Genomic DNA, 22679 nt, shown 5'->3' with positions numbered 1-22679 from the left:
ATGGCAAAAATAATTGGAATTGACTTAGGCACAACGAATTCCTGTGTGGCAGTGATGGAAGGTGACAAGCCAAGAGTCATTGAAAACAGCGAAGGACATCGTACTACACCTTCGATTGTGGCTTATACAAGTGATGATGAAATTCTGGTGGGACAGGCCGCTAAACGTCAGGCGGTTACTAACCCGGACAATACGTTGTTTGCCATTAAGCGCTTGATTGGCCGCCGTTTTGATGACTCTATTGTACAGAAAGACATTAAAATGGTGCCTTACAAAATCATCAAGGCCAATAATGGTGATGCGTGGGTACGTGTCAAAGATCAAGATAAGGCTCCGCCGCAAATTTCGGCTGAAGTATTAAGAAAAATGAAAAAAACGGCTGAAGATTATTTGGGTGAAGAAGTAAAAGAAGCAGTGATTACTGTTCCTGCCTACTTTAATGACTCACAGCGTCAGGCAACGAAAGATGCTGGCCGTATTGCGGGTCTTGAGGTAAAACGCATCATTAATGAGCCAACGGCTGCCGCTCTGGCTTATGGCATGGATAAAAAGCGTGGTGATTCGATCATTGCGGTATTTGATTTGGGTGGTGGAACGTTTGATATTTCCATTATTGAAATTGCAGAAGTGGATGGTGAGCACCAATTTGAAGTATTGGCAACCAATGGGGATACATTCCTTGGGGGTGAGGATTTTGACCTTGCTTTAATTGAATATCTTGCTTCCGAATTTAAGAAAGATAGTGGCATTGATTTACATAATGATCCATTGGCCTTGCAACGTCTTAAGGAAGCCGCTGAAAAAGCAAAAATTGAGTTGTCTTCTTCTCAACAGACAGACGTTAACCTGCCTTATATTACGGCAGATGCTTCTGGTCCAAAGCATTTAAACATCAAACTAACGCGAGCTAAATTGGAATCTCTTGTAGAAAAATTAGTAGAGAAAACCATCGAGCCTTGTAAAACAGCGCTTAAAGATGCAGGTTTAACGGTTGGACAAATTAATGAAGTAATTCTGGTTGGCGGACAGACTCGCATGCCTTTGGTACAAAAGACCGTTCAGGACTTTTTTGGTAAAGAGCCACGCAAAGACGTTAATCCAGATGAAGCTGTTGCTGTGGGCGCTGCGATTCAGGCTGCTGTATTGTCTGGTGAAGTGAAAGACATTCTGCTTTTGGATGTTACCCCATTGTCTTTGGGAATTGAAACACTGGGGGGTGTCATGACCAAATTAATTGAAAAAAACACCACCATCCCAACGAAAGCGAACCAAGTGTTTTCTACGGCAGATGATAATCAAACGGCTGTTACGGTTCATGTATTGCAAGGAGAACGTGAACAAGCATCTGCCAATAAATCATTGGGTCGCTTTGACTTGACTAATATTCCATCAGCCCCGCGTGGTGTCCCGCAAATTGAGGTAACGTTTGATATTGATGCAAATGGTATCTTAAATGTGTCTGCTAAAGATAAAGCAACTGGCCGGGCGCAATCCATTATTATTAAAGCTTCCAGTGGTTTGTCGGATGAAGAAGTGGAAGCCATGGTTAAGGATGCAGAAGCGCATGCTGAGGAAGATAAAAAATTCAAAGAATTGGCAGACATTCGCAATCAGGCAGATAGTTTGATTCATAGCAGCGAAAAGTCCATGCAAGATTTGGAAAGTGAGTTATCCGCTGAAGAGAAGAAAGATATTGAAGCTGCTGTTGCTGAGTTGAAGGAAGCCGTAAAGGGTAACGACAAAGCCTTGATGGAAGATAAATTAAAAGTGTTAAGTAATGTATCTGCCAAGATGGCTGAACGTATTTACGCGAAAAAATCAACCGAGGGTCAGACACAAGCTGAAGCAGGCGCCTCGCAACAGTCTGCCAAAGCAGATGAAGGCGTTGTGGATGCTGAGTTTGAAGAAGTGAATGAGGACAAAAAGTAAGTAATAATATGCAGTAATAATGTAGCCTGGTTAGCGTATAACGCTAACCGGGTTTTTCTGGCTTAGGATGCCTCGGGTATTGAGTCATTCTCTGTTTCTTTCGAGCGAAGTCAGCATAAACCCGCAGAGAATACATAGATTTTTTTATATCCTATTTGCAAAGAATGTATGCAGTTTTGTTATAATTAATAATTAGGCTTTATTCTAAATATGATGAATTGGATTAGAGCCTAAAAAATTCCAACTTAATCAAGTAGTGTGAGTGCTCATGCAACAGCAGGATTATTACGAGCTCCTCGGTGTCAGTCGTGATGCTGATGATGCTGAAATTAAAAAAGCTTATCGTAAACTGGCGATGAAACATCATCCAGACCGAAATCCTAACGATAAAGCGGCTGAAGAAAAGTTTAAAGAAATTCAAAAGGCTTATGCTATTTTGTCGGATAAGCAAAAGCGTGCTGCTTATGATCAATTTGGCCATGCCGGGGTTGATGCTTCAATGGGTGGGGGCGGCCATGGATTTGGCGGATTTGGTGGATTTGGTGATGTCTTTGAAGATATTTTCGAAAATATTTTTTCCGGAGGAAGACAGCAGCGTCAATCTCGCGGCCAACGTGGTGCGGATCTGCAATTCAGTGTGCAGCTAACTCTGGAAGAAGCCGCCGTAGGCAAGCAGGTGGACATTACTGTTCCACGTCATACCAGTTGTAATGCATGCGATGGGTCTGGTGCGAAAAAAGGTACTTCACCACAAACCTGTGAAACCTGCAATGGTATTGGCCAGGTAAGAATTCAACAAGGGTTTTTTTCCATACAACAAACTTGTCCAAGCTGTCATGGAGAGGGCAAAATCGTTCGTGATCCATGCCCTGCATGCCACGGTCAAGGACGTGTGCGTGAAAGCAAAAAATTAACCGTTAAAATTCCAGCCGGAGTAGATAATGGGGATCGTGTTCGCTTAAATGGTGAAGGTGAAGCGGGTATTCACGGTGGGCCAGCTGGTGATTTATACGTTCAGGTTTCCGTTAAATCACATGCTATTTTTGAACGGCATGAGGGTGATCTGCATTGTGAAGTTCCCATTAGCTTTGTAACCGCAGCTTTAGGTGGTTCGATAGAAGTTCCAACGTTGGAAGGCCGTGTGACTTTGAAAATTCCAGCAGAAACGCAAACCGGTAAGTTATTTCGCTTGCGAGGAAAAGGCATGAAATCGGTTCGTGGCTATGCTACCGGTGACTTATTGTGTAAGGTGGTGGTAGAAACCCCTGTCAATCTGTCACGCGAGCAAAAAGATTTATTATTGCAGTTGCAGCAATCTCTGGAACAGGGCAAGCATTCTCCCCGTTCTTCATCCTGGTTTGATGGGGTAAAGAAATTTTTTGAAGACATGAAATTTTAGCTTCTTTTCCATGTAGTGGAGGTTGCGGCTCTTAATTCATTAGATTTCTTTCAATCTTACAGGAGAGTAGGCTACAATAAGCACACTTCGGATTTGTAACGTCTCGTATTAAAGAGTGTTGTTTGATGATTTATAAACCCGCAATATTAGCCCTTGCCGATGGCAAAATTTTGCATGGCGTTGCCATCGGTGCCAGCGGCCACTCTGTTGGTGAGCTGGTGTTCAATACGTCCATGACGGGTTACCAGGAAATGCTTACCGATCCGTCCTATGCTCGCCAGATCATCACATTAACAACGGCTCATATAGGGAATACAGGATGTAATCCGGATGATATGGAATCATCCCGGGTGTGGGCCAGTGGCCTTGTTATTCGTGATTGCACGTTTAATCACAGTAATTACCGGGCAAAACAAACGTTGCCAGATTGGTTAAAAAAGCATGGCGTGGTGGCTATTGCCGGACTTGACACCCGCCAGCTTACGCTACGCTTACGTGATCAAGGAGCGATGGCGGCTTGCATTAGTACCGATGTTGATGCAAGCGAAAAAGCCTTGGAGTCGGCTTATTCTTTTAAAGGACTTAAAGGTCTGGATTTAGCTAAAACTGTCTCACGACAAACCGTAGAGCGTTGGCACGAAGGGCGAGGGGAATGGGCTAAAACATCCAGGCCTTTATCGCATCATGTCGTAGCTTATGATTTTGGTGTTAAGCATACCATTTTGCGAATTTTGCATGATATGGGATGTCATTTAACGTTGGTTCCGGCTCAAACGCCGGCAGCGGAAGTATTAGCCATGAATCCGGATGGTGTTTTTTATCAAATGGTCCCGGAGACCCTGAAGCTTGTGATTATGCCATTCGAGCGACTCAGGACATTTTGGCGGCTGGCATCCCGCTATTTGGCATTTGTCTCGGCTTTCAAATTTTGGCATTAGCTTGCGGTGCCAAATCCCTAAAAATGAAATTTGGTCATCATGGAGCGAATCACCCTGTGGTGGAAGTGGATGGAAAAAACGAGTGTTTATTACCAGCCAGAATCATGGTTTTACAATTGATGAATCTTCTCTACCTGCTTGTTTGCAAGTGACGCATCGCTCTTTATTTGATCAAAGTTTACAAGGAATAAGGCATCAGGAAAAACCGGCCTTTGGTTTTCAAGGACACCCGGAAGCCAGTCCAGGACCACATGATATTGAAATTATTTTTGCTGAATTTATTAAATTGATGGAATCGCCTTAATTTATATTTTAGGAGCATGTGCAGTGAAATTTTCCCATGTTTTTACCTCAGAATCCGTGTCTGAAGGTCATCCAGATAAAATAGCCGATCAAATTTCAGACGCTATTTTGGATGCAATTATAGCTCAGGACCCTGGTTCAAGAGTCGCTTGTGAAACGTTCGTAAAAACCGGTATGGTGATTGTTGGCGGCGAAATTACGACCAGTGCCTGGGTGGATGTGGAAGAAATTACGCGAGGTGTTATAAAGGAGATTGGTTATAACAGTTCGGAAATGGGATTTGATTGGGAATCATGCGCAGTATTATCCGCTATTGGTAAACAGTCGCCGGATATTGCGCGAGGGGTTGATAATAAGGACACAAAAAAACTTGGTGCAGGTGATCAAGGGTTAATGTTTGGTTACGCCAGTTGCGAGACGGATGTCTTTATGCCGGCTCCTATCGCCTATGCGCATCGATTAATGATTCAGCAGGCTAGCATGCGCAAAGGTGGTATTTTGCCGTGGTTGCGGCCAGATGCTAAATCGCAGGTGACTTTAAATTATGAAGATGGTAAGCCTGTTTCGGTCAATACCGTGGTTTTTTCCACACAACATGACCCGGATATATCTCATCAAGAGCTTGTGGAAGCCGTACGCGAGGAAATTATTAAGCCTGTGCTTCCAGCAGAATGGCTATTGCCAGAGACCAGATTTTTCATTAATCCCACTGGTCGTTTTGTGATTGGAGGGCCGCAAGGAGATTGTGGATTGACTGGTCGTAAAATCATTGTTGATACTTATGGTGGTATGGCAAGACATGGCGGGGGATGTTTTTCAGGAAAAGATCCATCCAAAGTGGATCGATCTGCTGCTTATGCGGCAAGGTATGTTGCCAAAAATCTCGTGGCCGCAGGGATAGCCGAAAAATGTGAAATTCAAGTGTCTTATGCCATTGGTGTCGCTGAGCCGACTTCCATATCCATTGAAACGTTTGGTACAGGAAAATTGGATGAAGCAACCATCATTGATTTGATCAATACTCATTTTGATCTGACTCCGCAAGGCATTATTGATCATCATCAATTATTGCGTCCAATTTATCGCCAAACGGCAACTTATGGTCATTTTGGTCGCCATAATGTGCCCTGGGAACGATTGGATAAAGTCGATGAGTTGCGCAAAGCATTATAAATTTGGTTTAAGGATACAATTATGAGATTAGCGAGTGACGTTAAATCTGGCCTTGATTATAAGGTGGCTGATTTATCTCTGGCTGAATGGGGCCGAAAAGAAATTGCTATTGCCGAAACAGAAATGCCTGGTTTGATGGCATTGCGCAAACAATATGGGCATGACAAGCCATTACGCGGTGCCCGTATTGCTGGTTGTCTGCATATGACGATTCAAACGGCTGTGCTGATTGAAACGTTGATTGCCCTCGGCGCAGAAGTCCGATGGTCTTCCTGTAATATTTTTTCTACTCAAGATCATGCGGCTGCCGCTATGGCTGCTGTAGGAGTGCCGGTATTTGCCTGGAAAGGTGAAACGGAAGAAGAATATTGGTGGTGTGTGGAACAGACATTGCAGGGCCCTGATGGATGGACTCCAAATATGTTATTGGATGATGGCGGCGATCTGACGCAAATCATTCATAATAAATACACTCATTTACTGGAAGGAATTAAAGGCGTTTCCGAGGAAACGACGACTGGCGTGGCTCGATTATATGAAATGGCCAAAAAAGCGCAATTGAAAATACCGGCTATTAATGTGAATGATTCCGTGACCAAATCCAAATTTGATAACTTGTATGGCTGCCGTGAATCTTTATTAGATGGCATAAAACGAGCAACGGACGTCATGATCGCAGGTAAGGTTGTCTTAATTCTTGGTTATGGCGACGTGGGCAAAGGATGCGCTCAAGCGTTGCGCGGGCAAGGGGCAGTCGTTTGGATTGCGGAAATTGACCCTATTTGCGCTTTACAGGCTGCCATGGAAGGGTATCGAGTTGTCACCTTGGATGATGTTGCAGAACAAGTCGACATTGTGGTGACTGCTACAGGCAATTATCATGTGGTCAGTCATGATCATATGCTGCGCATGAAAAATCAGGCCATTTTATGTAATATTGGCCATTTCGATTCCGAAATTGATATTCAAAGTCTGCGTCAGTATCCATGGGAAAACATCAAACCGCAGGTGGATCATGTGATTTTTCCAGATGGTAAGCGTATCATTGTTTTGGCAGAGGGCCGGTTGGTTAACTTAGGCTGTGCGACAGGACATCCAAGCTTTGTTATGTCAGCGTCTTTTAGTAACCAGGTTTTGGCACAAATTGAATTGTTTCAGCATAGTGAACAATATGACCACCAAGTGTATGTCTTGCCTAAGCATTTGGACGAGCGTGTGGCCAGCTTGCATCTAGACCGTATTGGTGCCAAGCTGACAAAATTGACGGAAGAGCAAGCCGCCTATATTGGTGTTCCTGTGAATGGTCCTTTCAAACCTGATCATTATCGTTATTAGGCATAGGCATTCATGAGATTACAGCCTGGTAAACATTGGAAAGTTTTCCAGGCCGAAACGAAGCAGGAATTAGTCGCAATTAAAATCAAAGGGAAAGACCACTGATATATTGCTGTCTGGATTGTTTAAGGCAATTTCTCCTGCTTGCAACGTGCATTGACCTATGGCCGAGGTGTTCATAAGTGGATTTACAGCACTGGAATAAAGGGTAGCTGAAATCGTGTAGGCATTATAACAAGGTAATTGTTCAATGGTTCTGGCCGCATCGCCCCCATTTAAGGTTAAAGAGCGATAGATGCCGCTGCTATTACTAACGTTGAATGCGACCCGCTCACTGACGAGTACTGGCGGTGATGATACGGCAACCTCAACGAAGCAAGAGTTGGTAACGTCTGCATGCGCTGGGAAAACAGACCCTAGGGTGATGACGGATAACGTTGTAGCAACCAGTTTTTTAACATATTGATCCCTTTTTATGATTATATTGAATTTAAAAACCACAGCCGTCATTATGGCGTGCTTGATGATTTGATTCAATAATGAAACGAACATGAGAGAATAAGGTATAAGTTTTTAACAAAAATAGATAAAATAAACCACTTATATTTTTTAGTTGTGACTATGTCAAAGCGAACTGATATTCATTCCATCCTTGTTCTAGGTGCAGGTCCGATTGTTATCGGGCAAGCTTGTGAATTTGATTATTCCGGAACCCAAGCGGTACGGGCACTGAAGAAAGAAGGTTTTCGCGTTATTTTGGTCAATTCAAATCCAGCGACCATCATGACGGATCCCGAGTTGGCGGATGCAACTTACATTGAACCTGTATTATGGCAAGAAGTGGCCCGGATCATTGAAAAAGAAAGGCCTGATGCACTTTTACCCACGATGGGTGGACAAACTGCATTGAATTGCGCGTTGGATCTAGCACGAGAAGGTGTGTTAGAGCGATTTAACGTGGAATTAATTGGCGCCAGTCGGGAAGCAATCGATAAAGCCGAAGATCGGGAAAAATTCCGTCTGTTGATGAAAAAATTGGATTGGAAATGCCACGCTCGGCTATTGCGCACAGTTTAGAAGAAGCATTGTCCGTCCAAGCGCAACTTGGATTTCCCACCATTATCCGGCCTTCTTTTACCATGGGGGGAAGTGGCGGTGGCATTGCCTATAATCGTGAAGAATTTGAAGACATCTGCACGCGTGGTCTGGAATTATCGCCCACTCATGAGTTATTGCTGGATGAGTCCGTCCTTGGTTGGAAAGAGTATGAAATGGAAGTCGTGCGTGATAAGCAGGATAATTGCATCATTGTCTGCACCATCGAGAATTTTGATCCTATGGGTGTGCATACTGGCGATTCCATCACGGTAGCACCCGCCCAAACGTTAACGGATAAAGAATTTCAACGCATGCGTGATGCAGCTATAAAGGTGCTGCGGGCTGTGGGTGTGGATACTGGAGGTTCAAACGTCCAATTTGCGGTTAACCCCGAAGACGGCAGAATGCTGGTGGTGGAAATGAATCCCAGGGTTTCACGAAGTTCTGCACTGGCTTCCAAAGCAACGGGATTTCCTATTGCCAAAGTGGCCGCTTTGCTTGCTGTAGGCTATACTCTGGATGAATTGGCTAATGAAATCACTGGTGGAAAAACACCGGCATCCTTTGAGCCAACCATTGATTATGTCGTTACTAAAATTCCCCGTTTTAATTTTGATAAATTTCCGCAGACTTCGCCAGTGTTATCGACGCAGATGAAATCGGTGGGAGAAGTAATGGCTATTGGCAGTAATTTTCAAGAATCTTTACAGAAAGCCATTCGTGGTTTGGAAATTGGACGCAGTGGCCTGCATCCACTTTTTAAGCAAGGAGACATGGCGGTATTGCGTGGTCATTTGCGTGAACCTACTCCTGATCGATTATGGTATATTGCCGATGCATTCCGCTGTGGCTTATCTGTCGATGAAATTTATCAAGAAAGTAAGATTGATCCATGGTTTCTTGCGCAAATTCATGAGCTTGTTTTATTGGAGAAAATGGTTCATGGACGCTCAATTCATGAGTTGGATAGAGCCATGCTGCAGCGACTTAAGCGTCAAGGATTTGCTGATGAATTTCTTGCTAATCTCTTGCACTGCAGTGAAGAAGATGTCAGAGCACGGCGATTGCAATTGGAAGTGATTCCCGTTTATAAACGGATTGATTCGTGTGCGGGAGAATTTCCCAGCGAGACCGCTTATTTGTATTCTTCCTACCAGTCAGAGTGTGAGGCAAGACCTGAATATGGCAAGAAGAAAATTATGATTCTTGGTGGCGGGCCAAATCGAATTGGCCAAGGCATTGAATTTGATTATTGTTGTGTGCATGCTGCCATGGCGCTTCGGGAAGCGGGTTATCAAACCGTGATGGTAAATTGCAACCCAGAGACGGTTTCCACGGATTTTGATACTTCCGATCGCTTGTATTTTGAACCAGTGACGCTTGAAGATGTGTTGGCCATTGTGGCGGTGGAAAAACCGGATGGTGTGATTGTTCATTATGGCGGACAAACGCCACTGAAATTAGCGCGTGCGTTAGCAGCGAATGGGGTTAACATTATTGGTACGTCTCCTGATGCTATTGATAAAGCGGAAGATCGCAAACGTTTTCAGCAAATCGTCAGTCAATTGAATCTGCATCAGCCAGCAAATGGTACGGTACGCAGTGAAGAAGAAGCCATCAAATTGGCTGAGCGTATCGGTTATCCATTGGTGGTTAGGCCCTCTTATGTATTGGGTGGAAGGGCCATGGAAGTGGTCTATCAGGAAGAAGATTTACGGCACTATTTAGCTCATGCTGTCGCAGCTTCTGAAGATTCTCCCATTTTATTGGATAAATTTTTAAATGATGCCATTGAAGTGGATATCGATGCTGTCTGTGATGGCAAAGACGTCTTGATCGGTGCCATTATGGAACATATCGAGCAAGCTGGTGTACATTCTGGAGACTCTGCCTGCACGCTTCCGCCGTTCAGTTTAAGTGTGGTAGTACAGCAGGATTTGATTGAGCAACTGCGGCTTATGGCGTTAGAGTTAGGTGTGATTGGTTTGATTAATGCACAATTTGCTATTCAGGCCGATGATATCTATGTACTTGAAGTAAATCCACGTGCTTCGCGGACAGTGCCTTTTGTGTCTAAGGCAACTGGATTGCCTTTAGCTAAAATTGCCGCTCGCTGTAAAGTAGGACAAAGTTTGAAAGAGCAAGGTCTCTCTCAACACTATCCAATGCCGGCCTTTTATTCAATCAAGTTGCCTGTATTTCCATTCATTAAATTTTCAGGCGTTGATTCAATCCTTGGCCCTGAAATGAAATCCACTGGTGAAGTGATGGGAATTGCACGACGATTTGGACAGGCGTATGCTAAGGCGCAATTAGGGGCAGGCGTTAATATTGTCAAACGTCGTCGAGCCTTTCTTTCTGTACGTGATGCGGATAAATCGCGGATTGGTGAAATAGCCAAGCGCTTGATTGCGCTTAACTTTGAAATTATTGCTACCCGGGGAACGGCTGCCGTACTTCAGGCTGCAGGAATTACATGCCGGCGTGTATTTAAGGTTGCAGAAGGCCGTCCTCATGTGGTGGACTATATTAAAAATAATGACATCGATTTTATTGTCAATACAACGGAGGGCAAGCAGGCAATTGCGGATTCTTTTGCAATTCGTCGTAATGCGTTACAGCATAAAGTCAGTTATACCACCACGCTTTCTGGAGCTGAAGCAGCCTGTTTGGCCATGAAGTATGAAGATCGGGAAACGGTGACCCGATTACAAGATTTACATTAGGAAATATATTATGCAAAAACATCCTATGACATTGAATGGTGCAGCCGCACTGAAAAAGGAATTACATCATTTAAAAACTGTTGAACGTCCACGCATCATTGATGCGATTGCAACGGCACGTGCGCATGGCGATTTGAAAGAAAATGCTGAATATCATGCAGCCCGTGAGCAGCAGAGTTTTGTTGAAGGGCGTATCCAGGAACTTGAGGCTAAATTGTCCAATGCACAAATTGTTGATATTAGCAAAATGAATAATCAGGGCAAGGTCATCTTCGGTACCACGGTGCGTTTGTGCCATGTACAAACCGAGACTGAAATTACTTATCAGATTGTTGGTGAGGATGAAGCGGATTTGAAGTTAAACAAGATTTCCTACAGTTCGCCAATTGGTCGGGCGCTGATAGGTAAGCAGTTGGATGATATTGTCGTTGTTCATACCCCAGGAGGCATGGTGGAGTATGAAATCATTGCCGTGGATTACGTCATTGAAGACGCCTGATGCTGCAGAGGTCGGCTTGTAACATAACAAGCCATGCCTCCACGAAGTAGGCTACCAATCAATGATTGAATCGTCATAACCGCGCAATACTTCCGCATGGCTATTGTCTTTATGGCGGATAATTACTTTTAATAAGCCGGTGACGCTGGTTTTAGCGTCAAGCGGCGCATTGTCTCCTCCCAAATCTGTTTTTACCCACCCTGGGTGTAATAACATGACTTGAATGCCCTCATTGGCCACATCGAGGGCAAAAGAACGCATGGCACAATTTAATGCGGCTTTACTGCTGCGATAGGCATAGCTTTGTCCTTGCTGATTATCACGAATGCTGCCCATGCGAGAACTAATACAAACAATTAATTTATCGTTGCTGCGCCGCAGGTTTGGTAATAATGCGTCACTGACTTTTAAGACGCTGAGGCAATTGGTATTGAAGACTTGAAGAAAATTGTCGCGTTCAATATGACCGACGGTGACGCCTTGGGCTCCAAACATTCCGGCATTATTTATCACCCAGTCAATGGGCAGATCACCAAGCTCTCTGGTTAAGGTTGCAAGATGTTGATCATTGGTGACATCCAGAGTGTAAATGGATACATTTTTTTTATGACTACTCCATTGTTGTAATTCTTTGGCGTTGTTCGGATGGCGGCAGGTGGCTATGACATGATAATGTTGACTTGATAATTGTTTGACAAATTCAAGCCCAAGGCCGCAATTACTTCCTGTAATGAGTACACGTTTCATTGTTTCTCCCTCATCCAATTTTTAATTTTTCATCTATATTTTATATATCAAGTCAAAAATCTTTGCCGGAATAAAAAGAAAACAGGGCGTCTGGTGAGGGGGACTCCAGGGATGAACGAAGCGGAAAAAAGACAATTTCTTCGTCAATATCTGCAAAGTCGAAGTGCTGATCGCGAGGTTGCAATTGATGATGCAGCCTTAGACGGATATCAACCTATTCTTGATAGAATCCATTTAATTGAAAGAGAAAACCCAGTCTTTTTTGCCCGCATGACCGCGGATCCGGGGCGTAGTCCATTACTGGAAACCATCCTAAATTCGGCTTGCAATTTTGACGAGGGTTCTCCTCCAGTGTTGCGGGCAATTGATGATGCTCGATTAAGAATGGCCACGCGAGAATTAGAGCTTACCACTCTTCCTGGTTGTGATTATTATGCACGCGAAACCACGTCTCCGCCGGATGCGGCATTAAATGATTTGATTGTTGCAAGCCGGGAAAAATTACGTCCCATCATTGAGAGTTTTGCTCCTGGCTTGAATGTTGCCAACAATGAAGCGGTGCTTGCAAAAATCAAAGAAGTGGAGGGCAGAGTAAAAGCGGCTGCGGCAGGAAGTCCCGAGAAAGCACTTGCTGAAAAGCAACTGACCATTTTGCAGGATTTAAATAAAATTAACAGGCTGACCTTGATAGAGATTCCTCAAGAGGGCGCTCCTCCTCGGCAGTATTGTGTTTTGGCAGAAGCCGCAGCAGGGGTGACTGAGAAAGTTTCTTTGGTTCCACGTGGCCGTCCAGATCGTCCTGATGAGCGCAGTGTTGATGCGCAGTTAAGGCGATTAATTGCCGCAGACGATGTGACCACCTTGGATCAGTATCATGCACGCCGGTCTGGTCGTCCTGGACCTGAGGGGGATACTGGGTTTAAGCTGAGCATGCAAGCCATTATTAAATTACCCAAACATGGTGAAGTCAAAGAAGTACAGCGTGAAGCCATGGCGCTTAATGTATCAAGACTATTAGGCTTAGATACGACAGATTCTACGATGGTAACGCATGGAGGGCGTCCGGGCCTCTTTGTTCCGTTTGCCGACATTCGCTTATTAAACGAAGTGGCTCGCGGAAAAACCATGCAGGCAAGATTAGGTTCCAGAGGTGAATATTCGCATTATTCCACCATCAATTCCGTCGGTGCTGGCCTGCAAGCCAATCGGTTCGTGGAAGATTTTGGCAATAGTCTCGGGTTGTTTTATCTGTGCAGCGATACCGATGCTATTGGTGGTTATAATCAGAACAAAGCGTTGCGGGGCAATCATTTATTTATCTTTGATCAAGTCATTATGGCGGATGATAAGCTTGGACTGGATTCACGAATGAGCATGCAGCCCATCAGTTTTATAACCAAGCATACTCGTCATGATCAAGGTCGAAATAGAACCTTGATTGAAGATTCCTCCATGGATAGCAAATTTGCCTCGTTGATGCAGCTTAAAGCTGAGCAGGAAAAATTATTGGCTTATTTTACCCGGGTTGCCGACGGTCATCAGCGTAAAGTGATCGAGATACAAGATCAGTTAATGCGGCGTGATCTTGATCGTGATGTTCGTAAAGGTTTGGAGGCGCAATTAAAAGAAGTTCGTTTGCTAAGGGATGATGCCGTGACCTTGCAAACCAAAGTTGCTGAACGCATCAGGAAAATTGATGATATTTTCCCTAGACGCGACGCTGGCGTTGGGACAGAACTTCTTAAAAATACGCTGGTGTTGGAAAAATTGGTGAACAATCCTAAATTATTTGCGGAAGATAAGCGAGCTTACCGCAATCCTTGGGTTAACCGCAATGAGAATCGGATTACCAACATTGCGTCACAACCGGGGGGGCAATACCTTGTTGTGACGTTTAAATCTGCAATACCGGACGATATGCTTGCAATGATAAGACGTAATACTCACAGTGGACATTCGCCAATTCGTCGCTCAGACAAAGAAATGTATATTTTAATAGAGGATTTACAAAGGCTGACAGAAAGTGCATTGCTTCCCGAACATCACCTGCAATTAAATGCCGCAACTAATTATCTTGACGTCAGGGATTTACAGGTGATTCAAAGAGCCTACGATGAAGGACACCGGACCAGAATCATTGCAGCGGTTCAATCTTATCAAGACGAAATGGCTCGATTAAGGGCTACAGGAGCAAATCCTCGGGAAGTGTGTCGCTTGATGAGTGAGACAGAAGCCACCCTAAAAGGCTTTATTGACCCGGAAAAAGATCAAGGATTTGCCATGCATGTCCTTAAGAAGTTCCAGTTTGAACAGCAGCGACAATTGCAGCAACTCATGCCAGAAGAACAGCGGACGGTGCAACTCAACGAGGCGTTTAGTGCGGCTTTGAAACTTGATCGGGTGGAAGAGTTTAATGCGGTTGTGCGGGAAGCGGTGAAACATGATAGACTTGCCGATGGGGTATTTACGGCATTTTTGCAGCGCTGCATGGATGATGAGGCAACGGCTTCAGCTGCTCCCAGCGCGCATTTTCGTGCCATAGAGCTAAGTCGTGGTCTGCAGGAGGCTGCAACGGCTGCTATTGTGCAATTGCAACAACCTGTAGTCCGTGAGGCGGTGGTGTTGCCTGTAGCACTTGAGCCGGTGGCACCTGTGGTTGCAGTACTCCGTGAGGAAGATGAATTAGCTGGCGTAGATCCGTTGGAAGATCAGGATGACATGCTCCACCGGGAGGCAGAAATTTTTGATGAGAGTGACCGGGTTTTTGCCCAATTGGGAGCGGCTGCAGTAGACGAGCACACAACCGAGGAATCACAACAGCAAACCGTAACTGTTGGCGGGGTAGGGTAGGTTATTGAGAAGCAGAAATTTTTGATGACAGTCAGTGGATCATTTGCAACTGAAGAATTACAACCCATTTTTTATTGAGATAGAAAAGAGCCAATCAAACAGGACCGCAATCATGTCTTTTTTCGAGAAAAGCAATTTAAAGCCGTGGATGATTTATTGACCAAAAACGATTATTCTGCAGCCATTGCCTTAATGCAACTTTGGGCTCCAGCCAGTTTGGCGTTGTTTCAACTGCAATATCCTGCTCATACTTCGAAATTGCGGCAGGCAGAATTTGATGATTTTTGGCAAGATTGCCGGGAAAAACTGCGATTGCCTGGGCATCCCGAGTTCCGTTTTCAAAAACAAGCAAATCTTTCCGATGCGGATTTCGTTAGCGGCTATGTCTTTTATCTGTTAGCGTTGAAAAATAAAGAAGACAAGGAAACCTATCAGACTTATATGCAGCAGGCGATCAGCCATAAGTCTGTGCATGCTCTTCAGGCATTGATGCATGGTTTAATTATTCAAGAATCAACCTCGAAAGAGAAGTACTATGAGCTCTTAAGCCAAGCGGTGTTAACCATCGAAAATGTTGTTAAACATCATGGCACTGCAGGTTATTTGCTCTTGGCAAAAGGCTATTTTCGTTTGGCTATGATTGCCAGCGAATGTGATGACGAGGCTCGGGCTCGTAGCAGTGCTGTATTTATTTTTGTATTAAAGGCGCTGTATTTGGCACGATTTGCCGAGGCCGATTCGTCGGCCGAAATTCATAATGCCTTTTTTGGTCGTGGCCTTTCAAAAGGGGCGCCATTCGACTTTGAACGCATCGATGACATGATTGATAAATGTCGAGATTTGCTGGGTGATTCTTTACCCAGGCCTATGCAGGAGTTCATTAGAACACAGGCTAAACATACTTACGAGCAACATCGAAGAAGTATTGAACATTCTTCTCCTCGTGTTACCGCTACTCCCGTTAATTAGAACGTTTTATTTCTATGGCGTTAGGACTCTCTGCAGATGCTATTTGCCAGAGAGAAGTTGAACTCAAAACAATAAAGCGTGCCTTGATTGCTCTTATGGAATCCATTTGGTTATTTTTTACATTATGTACTATAATTTTACATGTAAGCGACCTATGGAGGAACAACATGGCCCAGCAAATCAAAAAGAATAATTTTGAAGACTCTTTTGGCATTCATCAATTGTACATTGATATTTTAAATTGCATGCCGAATATTGTTTACTGGGTTGATAATGACTGTATTCTCAAGGGTTGCAATAATCAGTTTATCCAAATGCTTGGTTTAAAGGAAGTCGGTGATTTAAAGGGAACTCCTTACGAGCAAATGGCAAAACTTACTTCATGGTCCAATAAGCGTATTGAATCCTTTCGATTGGATGATATGAAAGTCATTTTTTCCGGGGTCGCTCAATACGACGTTGAAGAATCGCCCATTTTTAATAAAAAAGGCGAAGCGGTCCATTATTTGTCCAGACGAGTGCCCTTGTTTGATAATAATCATCAAGTGATTGGTCTTGTGGTGGTACTAACAGATGTTTCAGAGCGAAAAAAATTGGAAGCTCAATTGAGTGAGCAAAAGAGTGGTCAGGAGCATTCCAAGGCAGAGCCCGTGCTTGTGGAAGAACCACATGTGTTGATGGTGGAAGACAATTTCATTGCGCAAAAAGTGGAAGAGGCATTGTTAACTGCGCTTCATTGCCATGTGGATATTGCTGATTCAGGGGACAAAGCGCTGAAATTATTTGGCCCTGGCAAATACGATATTGTATTTATGGACATTGGCTTGGAAGATACTTCCGGGTATATGGTTGCTAAAAAATTTCGACAAATGGAAGAAAACACCAAGTTTCATGTGCCTATCATTGCCTTAACGTCTTATCAGGCAGATGTGGTTAAATACGATTGTAATGATTATTTTATGGATGGTGTTCTTACAAAACCACTTACCAGTGAACAGGCAAAACAAATCATCCAGCACTTTATCTATCATGAAAATATTGATGTGGCTGGATTAAAATCCGTTAAATGAGTTAGGGTCTAGGGAAGATAATAATAAGGATTGGGCAACTTAAATCCTTTTTCCGCATAACCACCTGCTAAATCACTTAATTGATCGCCGATGGTTGCAATAATAGTATAACCGCGGCTAGCAATGGTGGCTCTCGCATTGGATTTAAAGGGAACGATGGACGGCTTATCATAATTATCGGGTTTTAAATAAATCTCAGCCCATTGTTGATATCCGGCTAATTTTAAATTTTTGGCGGTGGCTTCACGTTCTGATTCTTTTCTGCCGGTTACAAAAAAGACGGTGACTCCATGAGTCAATGCTTCCTGATAAAACGACAACATCGGTTGAATGGCTGGTGCATCAGCTGCCAAAATTTCTTTATGCAATTGTTCTTTATTCGCAACAAAATGACGTGCGGCCATCTTGTCGTAGTTGGATAAGCTGGTTTCATCGATATCAAGAATAATGGCTAGTTTTTCTGGCCGGGATGCCTGTTGATTGGTTTTGATTCTCGCCATGACATAATTGCGTGCATGAATGATTGCTTCGGTTAATTCTTTTTGATATTCGCCTGAATCATGATAGGCCATGACTTCCTGGGTTAGCCGCGCAAGATTTTGCGGTTCGGCAACGGAAGTGGTTGTTAATAAGAAAGAGCAAGCGATTGCAAGCAGGGTGTTGGTGACCATCTGAAATTTATTCATAGACATGCCGGTAAACTGCTTAAGTGCATGCGTTGCATTATACTCAGCCTTTTATGTTTGTCAATGGCTCATAATGATTATATTTAAGTCAAATTGATATTAATCAGATGTCTGGTTTTGAGGAAACGTTTGTTCTAATTCACATTCAGTGAACTCATTGAAGAAGTGGAATTAATCACTATTTAAACGATCTAGTCAGTTCTTTATAAAGCAGATAGAATGAACATTTCGTCTAAAGCGAGGTAATCGGATGACCTGGGCTGCATTTTTCAAGTCTCGTTCTTTCAAGTATGGTGCTCTGATTGGTGGTATTGGATTCGCTGCCGGGGCTGGAGGTTCGGCTGCTGTTGCACTAAAACTCGCTTCGCTGTGTTCAACGGCTGTGAATTCATTTGTGACGGAAGTAGGGACTCATTTCTCTCTATCTGAGTTAAGTGCTGTTGTCCATATTGATGGGTATAATGCGACATTGACGCTTGATGATATTAATGCGGCTCTTCCTCCCGGATGGTTGGATATTATCAATCATGCTCAGGAATTACCTTCCTATTGTTTCTCTGCTCCATTCACCATTGGCTTGTGCATTACTGCCGCGGCTTCTTTGGCTTTAGCAAGTACCATTGCGATTGCTATTCATATTCACGATCATCCGGCTGAATCCTGTGAGCAATCTGACGCGGGCGAAGAGGATGCTCGTCAAGGATTATTGGGACATTTTTAATCTTCTTTCTGAACCTGTTGCTTCTATAGCGATAGGTTCATGCCGTTACTTAAAAGATTACCTTGCTTGGTTTTGAGCATAAATAACACAAATAAGGTATAATACAATCAAAATATGATTTTGCCCTGTAAATAGATGATTTTACATTGTTCACCATCCTTAAAATAAGGTATTATTAACACTTTTCTTTAAATAGAACTAAATTAGTACTATATTATACATAGGATTTAAATTAAGACTTAAATGGTACTAGATTGTTCAAGGTAGGAGTGGTATGCTGCGCATCAGTAAGTTGGCCGATTATGGAACAGTAGTGATGGTGTATCTTGCCAAGCGTTCGCAGCAGGTTTGCAATGCACGTGATATTGCTATGCATACCCATTTAACCATACCGACGGTCAGCAAATTATTAAAACGCTTGACGTCGGCCGGTTTGTTGATGTCTGTACGTGGTGTCACAGGCGGTTATCGATTGCAGCGGCCAGCGGGGGAGATTTCTGTGGCGGAAATTATCTATGCCTTGGAAGAAAATCGTGGACTGACAGAATGCAGCACTCATCCTAATGAATGTTCTTTGCAAGGTGTTTGCCATATTCAAGGTAATTGGCGATTAATCAGTCAGGCAATTGAGTCGGCATTGCACAGCGTCAGTTTGGAAGAGTTGGCAAAGCCATCTCTGCAAGCGGTTGATCTTGAGCGCATCAAGCAAATATCTCTCGGCATGCCTGTTTGAGAGGTCGTAACGGAGTTAGTAGTGGCTAAAAATGCACAAATCAATTCTCTCCTTGAGCGGGAATATCAACATGGTTTTGTAACGGATATTGACGTCGAAACATTCCCTCCTGGATTGGATGAGCAAGTCATTCGGCGTTTATCCGCCATTAAAGGCGAACCGGACTTTTTATTGGAATGGCGTCTTAAGGCGTACCATCATTGGTTGACAATGGCACATCCTGATTGGTCAAGCGTGCATTATCCGCCGGTGGATTACCAAGCTATTTCTTATTATTCTGCACCCAAGAGTAAAAAAGACGGACCAAAAAGTCTCGATGAAGTGGATCCGGAATTATTACGTACTTATGAAAAACTTGGCATCCCGTTGCGCGAACAGGAAATGTTAGCAGGGGTTGCGGTGGATGCGGTTTTTGACAGTGTTTCGGTAGCAACGACGTTTAAGGCCAAGCTTGCTGAAAAAGGGGTCATTTTTTGTCCTCTTTCCGAAGCTGTAAAAGAATACCCGGATTTGGTGCGTCAATACTTAGGGTCAGTTGTACCTTATCGTGATAATTTTTACGCCGCCTTGAATTCTGCTGTATTCAGCGATGGTTCCTTTGTTTATATTCCTAAGGGGGTACGCTGCCCAATGGAATTATCGACGTATTTTCGGATTAATGCGGCTTCCACAGGTCAGTTTGAACGCACCTTAATTGTAGCGGATTGTGACAGTTACGTGTCCTATCTCGAAGGTTGTACGGCGCCAATGCGTGATGAAAATCAATTGCATGCTGCGGTGGTTGAATTGGTTGCCCTGGATGGTGCACAAATTAAATATTCAACCGTACAAAACTGGTATCCCGGCGATAAAGAAGGCAAGGGCGGCATTTATAATTTTGTGACGAAGCGTGGCGCCTGCCGCGGCAAGCGTTCAAAAATTTCCTGGACGCAAATAGAAACCGGTTCCGCCATTACCTGGAAATATCCCAGCGTTATCTTGCAAGGCGATGAATCGGTGGGTGAATTTTATTCCGTTGCTGTTACTAATAATCATCAGCAAGCTGATACTGGAACAAAAATGATTCATTTGGGTAAAAATACTCGTTCGACCATTATTTCTAAAGGCATCAGTGCAGGATATGCTCATAATGCTTATCGAGGTTTGGTACGTATTGCGCCAACAGCAATCAATGCGCGCAATTACACGCAGTGCGATTCGATGTTAATGGGAAGTGAGTGTTCTGCCCATACGTTTCCTTATATTGAAGTCAAACATCCATCCGCGCAGGTAGAACATGAGGCTACGACATCAAAAATCAGTGAGGAGCAATTGTTTTATTGTCAGCAACGAGGCATTGGCACTGAAGATGCTGTCTCCATGATCGTCAATGGTTTTTGTAAACAAGTACTAAAAGAATTGCCAATGGAATTTGCGGTAGAAGCCACTAAATTATTAGGTATTAGTCTGGAAGGGGCAGTAGGTTAACATGTTATCAATTAATCAATTACAGGTTGCAATCAATGATCAGCCGATTTTAAAAGGAATTGATTTAGAAGTTCGTGCCGGAGAAGTGCATGCCATTATGGGACCAAATGGTTCAGGAAAAAGCACCTTATCAAAAGTATTGGCCGGGCATCCTGCTTATCAAGTGATGAGTGGTGAAATCACTTATTTGGATCAGGATTTACTTCTTCTTGACCCTGTTGAGCGTGCACAGGCTGGTATTTTTATGTCATTCCAGTATCCAGTGGAAATACCTGGGGTAACCAATATTAATTTTTTAAAAGCGTCTGTAAATGCAGTGCGTAAAGGCCAGAATAAAAAACATTGGATGCCATTGAGTTTTTAAGTTTCATTCGCGAAAAATGTCAATTGCTCGATATGGATGAAAATTTTCTGTACCGCAGCATCAATGAAGGGTTTTCTGGTGGTGAGAAAAAACGCAATGAAATCTTGCAAATGGCCGCGCTTGAACCGAAACTGGCCATTCTTGATGAAACGGATTCTGGCCTGGACATTGATGCTTTGCGTGTGATTGCACAGGGAGTTAATGCTATGCGTAACGACGATCGTGCTATTATTTTAGTGACGCACTATCAGCGGTTATTAAATTATATTGAGCCTGATTATATTCATGTGCTGGCGAATGGCCGAATTGTTAAATCCGGTGATAAATCATTAGCCCACGAACTTGAAGATAAAGGCTACAGTTGGTTGGAAGAAACGGAGCAGGCATGAGCGAACTTCTGGACTTTTACCAACAGCAGGCCGCATTACAGCAATCGCAAATACCTTGGCTTGCAAATTTGCAAAAGAAAGCCTTGGCTGATTTTGCCAAACAAGGGTTTCCTGCACGCCATCATGAGGATTGGAAATACACAACCATTGATTCCTTTCTTAAGCAGCGTTTTTCCACAAAGCAGACTGCCCAGGTAGCAATGCAAGACATCCGTAGGGATATTCCAGACGCCCATCTTATTACCATCGCTAATGGTACAATCATTGGTTTAGATACGGTGGCTGCTCATTTGCCAGAAGGCGTGATTGTACAACCTCTAACGGCAGCATGGTGCAATTACGCTGAAAAAATGGAACTTTACTTGGGCAAGATCTTGCAGCATGAGCATGGTTTTCAAGCTTTAAATACGGCTATGTTGCAACAGGGATTATTTATCTATCTTCCTAAAGGGATTCAACTTGAGAAGCCATTGGCGGTGGTGCATTGGCAAGGCAATGAGAATCAGGCAGTTTACTCGCGGCATGTGGTTGTGGCGGAGGCGGGCAGCAGCATAAGTTTTATTGAGGATTTTCAAGGAAAGGAGACGTGTTGTTATTTTACGAATACCGTTACTGAAATGCATGCAGCAAAAGGGGCAACCATCCATCATTATAAGATTCAGCGTGAAAGTAGGCACGCGTATCATGTTGGGCATGTTGCCGTAAGTCAGGCCGCTGACAGTGAAGTTAATAGTCATTCTTTAAGTTTGGGTGGGAAACTTGTGCGCAGCGATATAAGCATCCGCTTGTCTCAATCGCACGCGCGCTGCTTGTTGAATGGTATCTATGCTTTGGGTGAAGAACAACATGTGGATCATCACACGCTGGTGTCTCATGAGGCTGCTGATTGTCAAAGTGTTCAGGATTATAAAGGAATTTTAGGTGGAGCTTCACGAGCAGTCTTTAATGGCAAGGTCTATGTTGCCAAAGGGGCTCAGCATACGGAAGCAAAGCAGCAAAATAAAAATTTATTATTGAGTAAAAACGCTGAAATTGATACCAAGCCTCAACTGGAGATTTTCGCGGATGATGTGATTTGTACTCATGGCGCGACCGTGGGGCAATTGGATGAAGAGGCTTTATTTTATTTGGCTACCCGCGGTATTGATAGAGTTGAAGCAAGCCGCTATTTAATTGAAGCATTTGCTGCAAACAATTTGCAACAAATGGCCAATCTGAAATTGGCGGATTGGATGCGCCAGTTATTATTAACCGTTTGTCGCGACTACAATTTTTAAAGGTGG

Annotated in this window: 17 protein-coding genes and 2 pseudogenes; 16 read left to right on the top strand and 3 right to left on the bottom strand. The window is 43.7% G+C overall.

What is annotated here, in order from left to right; translation table 11 throughout:
- The 5 genes and pseudogenes from dnaK (at position 1) to ahcY (ending at position 7077) form a co-directional block, all read left to right on the top strand.
- Positions 1 to 1929 (top strand): molecular chaperone DnaK, encoded by a 1929-nt coding sequence (gene dnaK, locus LOA_RS10320; protein WP_025386278.1) that lies wholly within the window; start codon positions 1 to 3, stop codon positions 1927 to 1929.
- Between the two features lie 268 nt (positions 1930 to 2197).
- Positions 2198 to 3328 carry a molecular chaperone DnaJ gene (gene dnaJ / locus LOA_RS10315; RefSeq protein ID WP_025386277.1) on the top strand — a complete coding sequence of 377 codons (1131 nt, stop codon included), beginning with the start codon at positions 2198 to 2200 and terminating at the stop codon, positions 3326 to 3328.
- A 125-nt stretch (positions 3329 to 3453) separates the two neighbouring features.
- Positions 3454 to 4570: pseudogene (gene carA / locus LOA_RS10310) on the top strand (glutamine-hydrolyzing carbamoyl-phosphate synthase small subunit).
- Between the two features lie 23 nt (positions 4571 to 4593).
- Complete coding sequence (gene metK / locus LOA_RS10305) at positions 4594 to 5742, top strand: methionine adenosyltransferase (protein ID WP_025386276.1); 1149 nt, start codon at positions 4594 to 4596, stop codon at positions 5740 to 5742.
- Between the two features lie 21 nt (positions 5743 to 5763).
- Positions 5764 to 7077, top strand: a complete 1314-nt coding sequence (gene ahcY, locus LOA_RS10300; protein ID WP_025386275.1) for an adenosylhomocysteinase — start codon at positions 5764 to 5766, stop codon at positions 7075 to 7077.
- A 69-nt stretch (positions 7078 to 7146) separates the two neighbouring features.
- Here the strand turns inward: ahcY and LOA_RS10295 are convergent, their stop codons facing one another.
- On the bottom strand, positions 7147 to 7587 hold the full coding sequence (locus LOA_RS10295) for a hypothetical protein (RefSeq protein WP_025386274.1): 441 nt from the start codon (positions 7585 to 7587) through the stop codon (positions 7147 to 7149).
- A gap of 111 nt (positions 7588 to 7698) precedes the next feature.
- Between LOA_RS10295 and LOA_RS16350 the strand changes: the two genes are divergently transcribed.
- The 3 genes from LOA_RS16350 to greA are packed head-to-tail and all read left to right on the top strand — an operon-like array spanning position 7699 to position 11400.
- Positions 7699 to 8154 (top strand): carbamoyl phosphate synthase preATP-grasp domain-containing protein, encoded by a 456-nt coding sequence (locus LOA_RS16350; protein ID WP_274544558.1) that lies wholly within the window; start codon positions 7699 to 7701, stop codon positions 8152 to 8154.
- On the top strand, positions 8124 to 10901 hold the full coding sequence (carB, locus tag LOA_RS10290) for a carbamoyl-phosphate synthase large subunit (RefSeq protein ID WP_274544557.1): 2778 nt from the start codon (positions 8124 to 8126) through the stop codon (positions 10899 to 10901). The genes LOA_RS16350 and carB overlap by 31 nt, the downstream gene beginning before the upstream one ends.
- A 10-nt stretch (positions 10902 to 10911) precedes the next feature.
- Positions 10912 to 11400: a transcription elongation factor GreA gene (gene greA / locus LOA_RS10285; protein ID WP_025386273.1), complete on the top strand. Its 489-nt coding sequence runs from the start codon at positions 10912 to 10914 to the stop codon at positions 11398 to 11400.
- A gap of 51 nt (positions 11401 to 11451) precedes the next feature.
- Here greA and LOA_RS10280 read toward each other — a convergent pair whose 3' ends face one another.
- Positions 11452 to 12147 (bottom strand): SDR family oxidoreductase, encoded by a 696-nt coding sequence (locus LOA_RS10280; protein ID WP_025386272.1) that lies wholly within the window; start codon positions 12145 to 12147, stop codon positions 11452 to 11454.
- Between the two features lie 111 nt (positions 12148 to 12258).
- Between LOA_RS10280 and LOA_RS10275 the strand changes: the two genes are divergently transcribed.
- From LOA_RS10275 to LOA_RS10265, 3 genes are all read left to right on the top strand, one after another.
- The gene (locus LOA_RS10275) at positions 12259 to 14997 is read left to right on the top strand and encodes a hypothetical protein (RefSeq protein ID WP_025386271.1); all 2739 of its coding nucleotides are present in this window, start codon (positions 12259 to 12261) and stop codon (positions 14995 to 14997) included.
- A 144-nt stretch (positions 14998 to 15141) separates the two neighbouring features.
- Complete coding sequence (mesI, locus tag LOA_RS10270; RefSeq protein WP_025386270.1) at positions 15142 to 15966, top strand: Dot/Icm T4SS effector metaeffector MesI; 825 nt, start codon at positions 15142 to 15144, stop codon at positions 15964 to 15966.
- 167 nt (positions 15967 to 16133) lie between these two features.
- Positions 16134 to 17036, top strand: a complete 903-nt coding sequence (locus LOA_RS10265; protein ID WP_025386269.1) for a response regulator — start codon at positions 16134 to 16136, stop codon at positions 17034 to 17036.
- 8 nt (positions 17037 to 17044) lie between these two features.
- Here LOA_RS10265 and LOA_RS10260 read toward each other — a convergent pair whose 3' ends face one another.
- Positions 17045 to 17722 carry an HAD family acid phosphatase gene (locus tag LOA_RS10260; protein WP_025386268.1) on the bottom strand — a complete coding sequence of 226 codons (678 nt, stop codon included), beginning with the start codon at positions 17720 to 17722 and terminating at the stop codon, positions 17045 to 17047.
- Positions 17723 to 17972: 250 nt separating this feature from the next.
- On the opposite strand from LOA_RS10260, the gene LOA_RS10255 reads away from it, so the two are divergent.
- The 5 genes and pseudogenes from LOA_RS10255 (at position 17973) to sufD (ending at position 22673) form a co-directional block, all read left to right on the top strand.
- Positions 17973 to 18443: a hypothetical protein gene (locus tag LOA_RS10255; RefSeq protein ID WP_025386267.1), complete on the top strand. Its 471-nt coding sequence runs from the start codon at positions 17973 to 17975 to the stop codon at positions 18441 to 18443.
- A gap of 274 nt (positions 18444 to 18717) precedes the next feature.
- Positions 18718 to 19176, top strand: a complete 459-nt coding sequence (locus tag LOA_RS10250) for an SUF system Fe-S cluster assembly regulator (RefSeq protein ID WP_025386266.1) — start codon at positions 18718 to 18720, stop codon at positions 19174 to 19176.
- A 21-nt stretch (positions 19177 to 19197) separates the two neighbouring features.
- Positions 19198 to 20643 carry a Fe-S cluster assembly protein SufB gene (gene sufB, locus LOA_RS10245; RefSeq protein ID WP_025386265.1) on the top strand — a complete coding sequence of 482 codons (1446 nt, stop codon included), beginning with the start codon at positions 19198 to 19200 and terminating at the stop codon, positions 20641 to 20643.
- A gap of 1 nt (position 20644) precedes the next feature.
- A pseudogene (gene sufC, locus LOA_RS10240) lies at positions 20645 to 21396 on the top strand (Fe-S cluster assembly ATPase SufC).
- Positions 21393 to 22673 (top strand): Fe-S cluster assembly protein SufD, encoded by a 1281-nt coding sequence (gene sufD, locus LOA_RS10235; RefSeq protein WP_025386264.1) that lies wholly within the window; start codon positions 21393 to 21395, stop codon positions 22671 to 22673. Before sufC ends, sufD begins: the two are co-directional and overlap by 4 nt.
- The last annotated feature ends 6 nt before the right edge of the window (positions 22674 to 22679 follow it).

The sequence above is a fragment of the Legionella oakridgensis ATCC 33761 = DSM 21215 genome (genome assembly GCF_000512355.1).
In the GTDB taxonomy this organism is placed as follows: domain Bacteria; phylum Pseudomonadota; class Gammaproteobacteria; order Legionellales; family Legionellaceae; genus Legionella_A; species Legionella_A oakridgensis.
The sequence above is the reverse complement of the archived record's forward strand: the minus strand, read 5'-3'. Positions and strand labels throughout refer to the sequence as shown.

What these genes read in the sequence shown, in the direction of transcription:
- LOA_RS10250 (WP_025386266.1), top strand. Translation starts at nt 18,718, where the DNA reads ATGCTGCGCATCAGTAAGTTGGCCGATTATGGAACAGTAGTGATGGTG.
- dnaJ (WP_025386277.1), top strand. Translation starts at nt 2,198, where the DNA reads ATGCAACAGCAGGATTATTACGAGCTCCTCGGTGTCAGTCGTGATGCT.
- LOA_RS10260 (WP_025386268.1), bottom strand. Translation starts at nt 17,722, where the DNA reads ATGAATAAATTTCAGATGGTCACCAACACCCTGCTTGCAATCGCTTGC.
- sufD (WP_025386264.1), top strand. Translation starts at nt 21,393, where the DNA reads ATGAGCGAACTTCTGGACTTTTACCAACAGCAGGCCGCATTACAGCAA.
- LOA_RS10275 (WP_025386271.1), top strand. Translation starts at nt 12,259, where the DNA reads ATGAACGAAGCGGAAAAAAGACAATTTCTTCGTCAATATCTGCAAAGT.
- ahcY (WP_025386275.1), top strand. Translation starts at nt 5,764, where the DNA reads ATGAGATTAGCGAGTGACGTTAAATCTGGCCTTGATTATAAGGTGGCT.
- LOA_RS10295 (WP_025386274.1), bottom strand. Translation starts at nt 7,587, where the DNA reads ATGACGGCTGTGGTTTTTAAATTCAATATAATCATAAAAAGGGATCAA.
- greA (WP_025386273.1), top strand. Translation starts at nt 10,912, where the DNA reads ATGCAAAAACATCCTATGACATTGAATGGTGCAGCCGCACTGAAAAAG.
- LOA_RS10255 (WP_025386267.1), top strand. Translation starts at nt 17,973, where the DNA reads ATGACCTGGGCTGCATTTTTCAAGTCTCGTTCTTTCAAGTATGGTGCT.
- LOA_RS10280 (WP_025386272.1), bottom strand. Translation starts at nt 12,147, where the DNA reads ATGAAACGTGTACTCATTACAGGAAGTAATTGCGGCCTTGGGCTTGAA.
- dnaK (WP_025386278.1), top strand. Translation starts at nt 1, where the DNA reads ATGGCAAAAATAATTGGAATTGACTTAGGCACAACGAATTCCTGTGTG.
- LOA_RS16350 (WP_274544558.1), top strand. Translation starts at nt 7,699, where the DNA reads ATGTCAAAGCGAACTGATATTCATTCCATCCTTGTTCTAGGTGCAGGT.
- LOA_RS10265 (WP_025386269.1), top strand. Translation starts at nt 16,134, where the DNA reads ATGGCCCAGCAAATCAAAAAGAATAATTTTGAAGACTCTTTTGGCATT.
- carB (WP_274544557.1), top strand. Translation starts at nt 8,124, where the DNA reads ATGCCACGCTCGGCTATTGCGCACAGTTTAGAAGAAGCATTGTCCGTC.